At 71.4% G+C, this 9,603-nt stretch carries 9 protein-coding genes; 8 read left to right on the forward strand and 1 reads right to left on the reverse strand.

The window, feature by feature from the left end; all coding sequences use genetic code 11:
- The 5 genes from ACIWVC_RS23525 to ACIWVC_RS23545 form a co-directional block, all read left to right on the forward strand.
- The coding region (locus tag ACIWVC_RS23525; RefSeq protein ID WP_396454579.1) for a DUF4244 domain-containing protein at positions 1–282 on the forward strand (282 nt) is incomplete at its 5' end.
- Complete coding sequence (locus ACIWVC_RS23530) at positions 279–668, forward strand: TadE family type IV pilus minor pilin (RefSeq protein WP_396449769.1); 390 nt, start codon at positions 279–281, stop codon at positions 666–668. The genes ACIWVC_RS23525 and ACIWVC_RS23530, both read left to right, overlap by 4 nt.
- A 24-nt stretch (positions 669–692) precedes the next feature.
- A complete protein-coding gene (locus ACIWVC_RS23535) occupies positions 693–1,094 on the forward strand; it encodes an Rv3654c family TadE-like protein (protein WP_396449761.1) in 402 nt (133 codons plus the stop codon).
- A gap of 197 nt (positions 1,095–1,291) precedes the next feature.
- A complete protein-coding gene (locus ACIWVC_RS23540; RefSeq protein ID WP_396449762.1) occupies positions 1,292–2,536 on the forward strand; it encodes a hypothetical protein in 1,245 nt (414 codons plus the stop codon).
- Positions 2,537–2,806: 270 nt separating this feature from the next.
- Positions 2,807–3,178: a hypothetical protein gene (locus tag ACIWVC_RS23545; RefSeq protein WP_396449763.1), complete on the forward strand. Its 372-nt coding sequence runs from the start codon at positions 2,807–2,809 to the stop codon at positions 3,176–3,178.
- A gap of 26 nt (positions 3,179–3,204) precedes the next feature.
- Here ACIWVC_RS23545 and ACIWVC_RS23550 read toward each other — a convergent pair whose 3' ends face one another.
- Entirely contained in the window at positions 3,205–5,514 is a 2,310-nt protein-coding gene (locus tag ACIWVC_RS23550; protein ID WP_396449764.1) for a DEAD/DEAH box helicase, read from the reverse strand.
- Between the two features lie 248 nt (positions 5,515–5,762).
- Here ACIWVC_RS23550 and ACIWVC_RS23555 point away from each other — a divergent pair, with 248 nt between their 5' ends.
- From ACIWVC_RS23555 to ACIWVC_RS23565, 3 genes are all read left to right on the forward strand, one after another.
- A complete protein-coding gene (locus ACIWVC_RS23555) occupies positions 5,763–6,116 on the forward strand; it encodes an STAS domain-containing protein (RefSeq protein ID WP_067628471.1) in 354 nt (117 codons plus the stop codon).
- Between the two features lie 16 nt (positions 6,117–6,132).
- On the forward strand, positions 6,133–6,576 hold the full coding sequence (locus ACIWVC_RS23560; RefSeq protein WP_396449765.1) for an ATP-binding protein: 444 nt from the start codon (positions 6,133–6,135) through the stop codon (positions 6,574–6,576).
- A 527-nt stretch (positions 6,577–7,103) separates the two neighbouring features.
- On the forward strand, positions 7,104–9,551 hold the full coding sequence (locus ACIWVC_RS23565; RefSeq protein WP_396449766.1) for a sodium-translocating pyrophosphatase: 2,448 nt from the start codon (positions 7,104–7,106) through the stop codon (positions 9,549–9,551).
- Positions 9,552–9,603: the final 52 nt, after the last annotated feature.

The raw sequence follows: 9,603 nt of genomic DNA on the forward strand, positions 1-9,603 counted from the left end.
CCGGGGTTTTCCACAGAACCGCGTTCACCTGCCGCGCCGGGCCGCCGCCCCGCAGCCTTGAGGAGAACGACGAGCGAAAGGAGCCCCATGCGGGCGATGAAGATGGTGGTGCGGCGATGGACCAGTCTGCGCGGGGACCGGGGGATGTCCACCGCGGAGTACGCCGTCGGCACGATCGCCGCGGCGGCCTTCGCCGGCCTGCTGTTCAAGATCGTGACGAGCTCCCAGGTGAAGACCCTGCTCTTTCACATCATCGAGAAGGCCCTCAAACTCGCGGGCTGAGGGATCGCGGGACGGCCACCGCGGAGGTCGCCGCGGCCCTCCCCGCCCTCGTGCTGATCACGGCCGTCGCGCTGTGGGGCCTGTCGGCGGTGTCCGTGCAGCTCACCTGTACGGACGCCGCCCGGTCCGGCGCCCGCGCGGCGGCGCGAGGCGAGTCCCTCACCGCGGTTCGCGAACTCGTGGTGAGGGCCGTCCCGAAGGGCGCGACGGTCCGGGTCCGCCGCGACGAGGCAACCGTCCACGTGGACGTCTCCGCCCCGGTCGCGCCTCCCGCGGCAGTCGGCCTCCCGCCCCTGATCGTCCACGCCCGCACAGCCGCCGCCGTCGAACCCGGAGTGCCGCCGATCGCAGGGATGAGGAGGAGTGGGGGCAGTTCTGCGGAGTGACGGCGTGGGAGGGGGATCGGTCTGATGGCTAGGAGGCGGGTGTTGGTGGGGCGGGCTTGGGGCGGCGGTGGGGATCGGGGGTCGGGGACGGTTTGGGTGGTGGCGTTCGCGGCCCTCGTGTGGATCACCGGAGCGGCGGCGATCGCTGTGGGCGGGGTGCGGGCGGCGCGGCACCGGGGCGATGCGGCGGCCGACATGGCGGCGTTGGCGGCGGCGGCGCGGATCGCGGAAGGCGGCGGATCCGCTTGCGGGCGGGCCGGCGACATCGCGGCGGCGTCCGGCGCCCGGCTGTCGCGGTGCCGGGTGAGCGGGGGCGTCGTCGACGTCTCGGTGACCGTCCGCCTGAGGGTGCCGATGGGCATCGGACGCCTGCGAGTCGTTTCCCGGGCAAAAGCTGGTCCTGTGGGACGAGACGGCGTACCCTGACGCGACACAGTTCCTTGCACTCAATGTCAATAGGGTGGGGGAATCGCGCGAACGGCGCATTGTCATCGTCCTGTGACTTCTGCTACCCAGTGGTACGTTACGCTGCTGTAAGCCCATGGTTACCACCGGACGCGTGAGCCCCCCGCGTTGACCTCAGCGGGACGAGACGAGCAGAACGCTGTCGAAGGGATTGAGGCGTGACCATCATTCGCAGGATCGGTGCAGTCGCGCTCGCGGCGCCCCTTGCGATGAGCTTCCCGGTGCTCGGCGCCCTGCCGGCGCAGGCCGCCACGACGAGTGTCATCTCCCCGGCCGACGGAGCGGTCATCACCAGCGGCTCCCAGCTGACCGCCAAGGCCCACTTCGACTTCGCGATCACCATGCAGCTGCGGGTGAGCGGCCCCGGGATCGGCGACACGTTCCTCGCCGAGCGCGGCCTCTCCGGAGACCTGACCGGAACCTTCCCGATCACCCGGAACGGCCGCTACAAGGTCTTCCTCAAGGGCAAGCAGACCGGCCACATCTACGACTCCAACACCTTCACCGTGCGGATCGCGCCGGCCGCCCCGACGGGAGTGTCCGCGAGCGCGTCCGGCGGCAAGCTCGTCGTGAAGTGGAACCGCGGCCTGGAGGACGACCTCACCGGCTACGCGATCTCGGGGTCAGGCGTGAAGGGCAAGTCGGGCTCGGTCGACTCCCTCTGCCAGGGGACGAGCTGCTCCGCCACCCTTTCGCTGACCCGGTCGAGCGGCGCCGTCTCCGTCGGCGTCCGCGCACGGCGGGCCACCGGGACGGGCGGGTCGCTGTACTCGAGCACCTCGACCGCGACCGCCACGCTGGGCGGCGGGTCGGCGGCCCTCCCCGGCGGCACCGCTCCGTCCCTCCCCGCGAACTCGACCGTGCCCAGCGCGAATACGCCGCTGACGCCGTTCAACGACGAGTCGCCGGTCACGCTCCCGTCCGTCCAGCCGGACGGTGCGACGCCCGGCCTCACCTACCCCGCGCCGCAGATCGCCACCGACTCGCCGAAGGCCCAGAACGTCGCGGGCACCGACCGCCTCCAGTGGGGCAAGAGCGTGGGCATCGCGCTGATCCTGCTGATCGTCGCCGCTCACCTCGGCACGTGGACGCGCCGCCTGCGCGTCGCCCAGGCGGGCACGAGCAGCAACGGCATGGCGGCCCGGGCCGCGCGCAGCGGCACCGGCCGCAAGCGGGTCGCCAAGGCGCGCGAGCAGATCGCACGCGCCGAGGCCGTCGCCAAGACGGCCCCGGTCCTGTCCGCCGGACGCAAGAAGTCGAAGGCCGCTAAGAAGTCGGGCGTGGCCACGAAGGCCAAGCCCGCTCGCCGGCCCGCGACCCTCGGCAAGGGGTCCAGCGGCGTGAACGTCCGCATCGCCGAGCCCGCCCCCAAGAAGACCAAGCGCAGCCACCGCCGCAAGTAGCCCGTCCCGACTCCAGGAGTCGGCGCCCCTGCGTCCGTACTCTCGGCCTCATGCATGTCAGGCGGCAAGACGCGGCTGTCCTGGGGTTGCTTCGGTCTGGGGTGATGTGCGTGGTGAGGGTGGAGGTGGGTTGATCAGGGAGGCTGGCGGGGTGGATTGGGCAGGGTCTAGGCTGCGGTGCTGGATCGCCCGGATCGTCCGGCAATGCGTCACTGTCGTCCGAGACCTCGGCCCTGTCAGTGGGGGCCTGATGGAGAGGAGACCCTCCGCATGATCTTCCTGGGGCTGATCGTCGCGCTCGCCGCCGCCGTGGTGGGTGTCGCCGTGGTGCTGGACAACACGGGAAGCGCCCAGATGTCCGCGTTCGGCCACGAGATTCCGGGGATCACGCAGGAGTGGCACGTCTTCATGGCCGGCGCCGTGGTGGCGATCGTGTTCATGGCCGGTCTGACGGTCGCGACGCTGGGCTTCCGCCGGGCGATGAACATGCGCCGTGAGCTGCGGGACCTGCGGGACGAGCACGAGGAGTCCCTGCAGACGCTGGAGATGGAGCGGCGGAGGCTGCAGCAGGCGCTCGCCCAGGCGCGCCGCGGGATGGGCGACCAGCCGTCGGTTCCGGCCCAACGCGTCGCGCCGAATTGATGGAGGCCCCGCCGCCGGGGCCGGTGCTACTTGGGGGCCTGGGCCAGTAGGGCCGCCAGGAGGGTCAGCGCGCCTCGTTTGTCCAGGGGGTCGTTGCCGTTGCCGCACTTGGGGGACTGGATGCAGGACGGGCAGCCTGAGTCGCACTCGCAGGAGGCGATCGCGTCGCGGGTCGCGTGCAGCCAGGAGGAGGCGTCCGCGTAGCCGCGTTCGGCGAAGCCCGCGCCGCCTTCGTGGCCGTCGTACACGAAGACGGTGAGCAGGCCCGTGTCGGGGTGGACGGCCGTGGAGACGCCGCCGATGTCCCAGCGGTCGCAGGTCGCGAACAGGGGCAGGAGGCCGATCGAGGCGTGTTCGGCTGCGTGGGCCGCGCCCGCCAGGTCGAGGTCGCCCAGGGAGGCGATCTGCGAGTCGGAGAGCGTCCACCACACGGCGCGGGTGCGGAGGGTGCGGGGCGGTAGGTCCAGGGGTTTCTCGCCGAGCATCTCCCCTGTCTGCAGGCGGCGCATCTGGTAGGCGACCACCTGGCGGGTCACTTCGACGGTTCCGAAGCAGAGCGTGGCCTCGCCCCAGGAGGTCGAGCGGAGCCGTTCGACGATGCTGATGTCGGTGATGTCGCGAGCGGTCGTCGAGTAGTCGGGGTCGGCCGCTTCTACGAGCGCGACGGAGTCGTCCAGGTCGAGTGACTGGACGATGTACGACTCGCCCTGGTGGATGTAGACGGCGCCCTCGTGGACGGTCGTGTGCGCCGACGCCTCGTCCACGGTGCCGAGGAGCCGGCCCGTCGACATCTCCACCACCTGGACGGGTGCGCCGCCCGCCCCGCGGATGTCGGCCAGGTCGGCGGCCTTGTCGCGGCGCGTCCAGTACCAGCCCGCGGGGCGCCGCCGGAGGAAGCCCCGGCGGACGAGGTCGGGCAGCAGGTCGGCGGTCGCCGGGCCGAAGAGGGGGAGGTCCTCCTCGGTGAGCGGCATCTCGGACGCGGCCGCGCAAAGGTGCGGTTCAAGGACGTACGGGTTGTCGGGGTCGAGCACGGTCGCCTCGACCGGCGTCCCGAAGATCGCCTCGGGGTGGTGGACGAGGTACGTGTCGAGCGGGTCGTCCCGCGCGACGAGGACGGCGAGGGCCGACTGCCCGGAACGTCCGGCGCGTCCGGCCTGCTGCCAGAGCGACGCGCGGGTGCCGGGCCAGCCGCAGACGAGGACGGCGTCGAGGCCGGAGACGTCGACGCCGAGTTCGAGCGCGTTGGTGCTCGCCAGGCCGACGATGGAGCGGGAGCGGAGGGCCGCCTCCAGTGCGCGCCGCTCCTCGGGCAGGTAGCCCGCGCGGTAGGCGGCGACCTGGTCGGCCAAGGACGGCGCGACCTCGTGCAGCGCGCGCTTGGCGCCGAGCGCCACCGACTCCGCCCCGCGCCTGGACCGGACGAACGCGAGCGTCTGGACGCCCTCGACGACGAGGTCGGCCAGCAGGTCGCCCGCCTCGGCCGTGGCCGTGCGGCGGACGGGGGCGCCGCGTTCGCCGCGGAGTTCGGTGAGGGGCGGTTCCCAGAGCGCGAAGGTCGCGGGCCCGCGCGGGGAGGCGTCGTCGTCCACCGCGACGACGTCCAGGCCGGTGAGGCGGGACGCGGCGGACGCGGGCGAGGACGCCGTCGCCGACGCCAGGATGAAGGTGGGGGACGCGTGGTACCGCCCGCACAGCCGGCGCAGGCGGCGCAGGACCTGCGCGACGTGCGACCCGAAGACGCCGCGGTATCCGTGCGCCTCGTCGATGACGACGTACCGGAGGCGGCGCAGGAAGGAGGACCAGCGCGCATGCCCCGGCAGGATCGACCGATGCAGCATGTCCGGGTTCGTCAGCACATAGTTCGCGTGCTGCCGGACCCATGTCCGCTCGTCCTGCGGGGTGTCCCCGTCGTAGGTCGCGGCGCGGACGCGGGTCAGGTGCAGGGAGCGGAGCGCGCGGAGCTGGTCGGCGGCGAGCGCCTTGGTGGGCGACAGGTAGAGGATCGTCCCCTCGTGGCGAGGATTCTCCTCCCCGGCATAGATCGCGTCGATGCAGGGCAGCAGGTAGGCGAGGGACTTCCCGGACGCGGTGCCTGTGGCGATGATCACGGAGCGTCCCGCGCGGGCGTGTTCGGCGGCGGCGGCCTGGTGCTCCCAGGGCGCCTCGATGCCCGCCGCCGCGAGCCGCTCGACCAGCAGCGGGGGTGCCCAGGACGGCCACCCGGCACGGCGGCCCCGACGTGCGGGAACGCGCTCCACATGGGTGATGCGGTCGCGCCGCGACGGGTCGGCGAGGAGCCGGTCGAGGGGAGTTGAAGATCTTTGGACGCCCATCAGGTTTTCAGTTTGCCAGCCTGGGCAGAACTACGGGAACGCCCCGGCGCCGAGGTGCCCGTACCCCCTGCCCTGGCCGGTAGAGCAGCAGGTCAGACGGGATGGCGCGAACTTTCGCCCGAGTGGGCGATTACGTGCGTGCACGACGCCGGAGCGTGGTTGAATCACGGCGAAGTCTCGATGGCCGGCCACTGTCCGGTGGCCCGGGCATCGGGATCGGATAGTGCTGCACGGCGCGTGGAGGATCTGTGGACCTGAAGGTGAACGACTACACCACCGACGATGGCCTCACCGTCATCAACGTGGAGGGCGAGATCGACGTCTACACGGCGCCGAAGCTTCGCGAGAAGCTCATCGACCTGGTCAACAAGGGCAAGTTCCACCTGCTCGTGGACATGGAGAAGGTGGAGTTCCTCGACTCCACCGGGCTCGGCGTCCTGGTCGGCGGGCTCAAGCGGGTGCGCGCGCACGACGGCTCGCTGGAACTGGTGTGCACCCAGGAGCGCATCCTCAAGATCTTCCGGATCACCGGGCTGACCAAGGTGTTCGGCATCCACGACTCCATCGCCGATGCCGAGGCGAAGCGCAAGGACGCCAAGTAGGCGGCCTGCAGCTGAGATGTCGACCGTTGAACTGTCCTTCAGCGCGCTGCCCGTCCACGTGCGGACCGCCCGCCTGATCGTGACCGCCGTGGCCCGCCGCAGTGGCGTCGCCGAGCCGCTGCTGGACGAGGTCAGGCTCGCGGTCGGCGAGGCGTGCTCGCGCGCCGTGGAGGCGCACCGCCGGCACTGCCCGGACGAGCCCGTCCGCCTCGAATTGAGCGGCGCCGACCGCCGCTTCGAGGTGACCGTCAGCGACACCGTCCCCGGCGACGGCACGCCGGGCGACCTCCAGACGGCCGTGGACGACGGCGAGTTCGAGGACGGCGGCTGGGGCGAGGGCACGGCGGAGCTGGGGCTGGCGGTCATCGCCGGCCTCGCCGACGACGTGGAGATCGCCTCCACTCCCAAGGGGGTCCAGATACGGATGAGTTGGCCGGCCGAAGCCGAGGCGACCATCTAGCCGCGCGCCCGCCCCACACGACCGAAGGCCCCGCCACCGGCGGGGCCTCAGTCTTTCCGGCCCCGGACCCGGAGGCCGTGCCGTCGGTCACGGGGGTGGGGGTGGTGGGGCCCGTGTTGCGGGTGTTGTGAGATTCTCAGGCGGATGAAGTCGGTTCGGGCGATTTGGGGCTGGACAAAATTCGTGTTAATGCCTACCTTGAATGCGACGCCCGCCGCCGGGGCGCGGCGCCGATTGGCGCGTGCGCGTGTCAAGGTTGCGGCCGGGTGAGGGCTGTCTAACCCAGGCTGACCTGGGACAATGACCCCTGTGCGGGTCTTAGGCTCCATTTCCGGCGTATCGGCCATTGCATTTCGGTGACATCTTCATCAAGGGCCGGGCGGCCTTAACATTCGAGTTGCGCCTGCGTAGACTCCCGGCACCCGCGTTGCCGTGCGAGGCGTTCGAAATCATGACTCGCGGGGTACGCGGTAAAGATCGTCTTCTAGGTGACGATCCAGTCGCAATGCCCCTGTCGAGGAGGACGGATGTCCGGGTTTTCCCTGTCAAGCCCGGCCAGCGCAGAAGTGGATCTCGGCGGCGGCGACCTCTCCCTGGTCGTCGTCGTCGCTGTGATCGCACTGTTGGCACTGGCCGTCGCCGCGGGTCTCGTCCGCGATGTCCTGGCCGCTGGCCAGGGCACCGCCAAGATGCAAGAGATCGCGCGGGCCGTGCAGGTGGGTGCGGGCGCCTACCTGAAACGCCAGTTCCGCACGGTCGCGATATTCGTCGTGCTGATCCCGCTCGTCCTGCTGCTGCTCCCCGCCGACTCGACGAGCGAGCGGATCGGCCGGTCGGTCTTCTTCGTCATCGGCGCGCTGTTCTCCGCCGTCACCGGGTTCACCGGCATGTGGCTCGCGGTCCGCGGCAACGTCCGGGTCGCCGCGGCGGCGCGCGAGGAGGGCGGCGAGAAGACCGCCATGCGGATCGCGTTCCGCACCGGCGGCGTCGCCGGCATGTTCACCGTCGGCCTGGGCCTGTTCGGCGCCGCGATCGTCGTCCTCGCCTACCAGGGCGACGCGCCGAAGGTGCTGGAGGGCTTCGGGTTCGGCGCCGCGCTGCTCGCCATGTTCATGCGAGTCGGCGGCGGCATCTTCACCAAGGCCGCGGACGTCGGCGCCGACCTCGTCGGCAAGGTCGAGCAGGGCATCCCGGAGGACGACCCGCGCAACGCGGCGACGATCGCCGACAACGTGGGCGACAACGTCGGCGACTGCGCCGGCATGGCCGCCGACCTGTTCGAGTCGTACGCGGTCACGCTGGTCGCCGCGCTCATCCTGGGGACGGCGGCGTTCGGCACCGAGGGCCTGGTCTTCCCGCTGATCGTCCCGATGATCGGTGTGATCACCGCGGTGATCGGCATCTTCGCGGTGGCCCCCCGCTCCGGCGACCGCTCCGGCATGACGGCGATCAACCGGGGCTTCTTCATCTCGGCGGGCATCTCGGCGATCCTCGTCGCGATCGCCGCGTTCACCTACCTGCCCTCGTCCTTCGCGGACCTGAGCGGCGTCACCGACCAGGCCATCCGGGGCCTGGACGCCGACCCGCGCTGGGTCGCCCTCGGCTCGGTCATCATCGGCATCGTGCTGGCGAGCGTCATCCAGCTGCTCACCGGCTACTTCACCGAGACGAACCGCAAGCCCGTCAAGGAGGTCACCGACAGCGCCCGGACGGGCCCGGCGACCGTCATCCTGTCCGGCATCTCGCTCGGCCTGGAGTCGGCCGTCTACACCGCGCTCGTCATCGGCGGCGCGGTGTACGGGGCGTTCCTGCTCGGCTTCGGCAACACCACCGTCGCGCTGTTCGCGGTGGCGATGGCCGGCACCGGGCTGCTGACCACGGTCGGCGTGATCGTCTCGATGGACACCTTCGGTCCCGTCTCCGACAACGCCCAGGGCATCGCCGAGATGTCCGGGGACGTGAAGGGCGAGGCCGCGGCCGTCCTGGAGCGGCTCGACGCGGTCGGCAACACCACCAAGGCGATCACCAAGGGCATCGCGATCGCCACGGCGGTGCTCGCCGCGACCGCGCTGTTCGGCTCCTTCCGGACGACGGTGATCGCCGCGCTCAATGACGCGTCCAGCAGCGCGAAGGACGCGATCGGCGACGAGTTCGTCAACTTCAACCTGTCCATCGACAGCCCGAACGTGCTGATCGGGCTGATCGTCGGTGCGGCCGTGGTGTTCCTGTTCTCCGGCCTGGCGATCATGGCGGTCGGCCGGGCGGCCGGACGGGTCGTGGTGGAGGTGCGCGACCAGTTCCGCACCAAGCCCGGGATCATGGACTACACCGAGCAGCCCGACTACGACCGGGTCGTGGACATCTGCACCCGGGACGCGCAGCGCGAGCTCGCCACCCCCGGCCTGCTGGCGATCATGACGCCGATCGCGGTCGGGTTCGCGCTCGGGTACGCGCCGCTCGGCGCCTACCTGGGCGGCGCGATCGCCGCCGGCGTGCTGATGGCGGTGTTCCTCGCCAACTCCGGCGGCGCCTGGGACAACGCCAAGAAGCTCGTCGAGGAGGGACACCTCGGCGGCAAGGGCAGCGAGGCGCACGAGGCGACGGTCATCGGCGACACGGTCGGCGACCCGTTCAAGGACACCGCCGGCCCCGCGATCAACCCGCTGATCAAGGTGATGAACCTGGTCGCGCTGCTGATCGCGGACGCGGTGGTGACCTACGCGGGCAACACCGCGCTGCGCGTCGTGGTGACCGTGCTGGCCGTCGCGGTCGTCGTCGCGGCGATCGTCATCTCCAAGCGGCGCGCCGACCCGATCGCCGAGCCGGCCGCCGACCCGGCCGTCAAGGGCGGGCAGCCCGGCAAGGCGGTGGACGCCGGCGACGCCGACGCCGTCGAGGCCCCGGAAGAGGCGGCCGTCGGCGCCGACTCCAACGGCGCCCCCGCGACCGAGGAGGAGTCGGCCAAGAACAGCTGACCGGGCACGCTGAGAGGGCCGGCGGTGACCGCACCGCCGGCCCTTTCGCATG

This window comes from Actinomadura sp. (genome assembly GCF_044508335.1).
Taxonomy (GTDB): domain Bacteria; phylum Actinomycetota; class Actinomycetes; order Streptosporangiales; family Streptosporangiaceae; genus Spirillospora.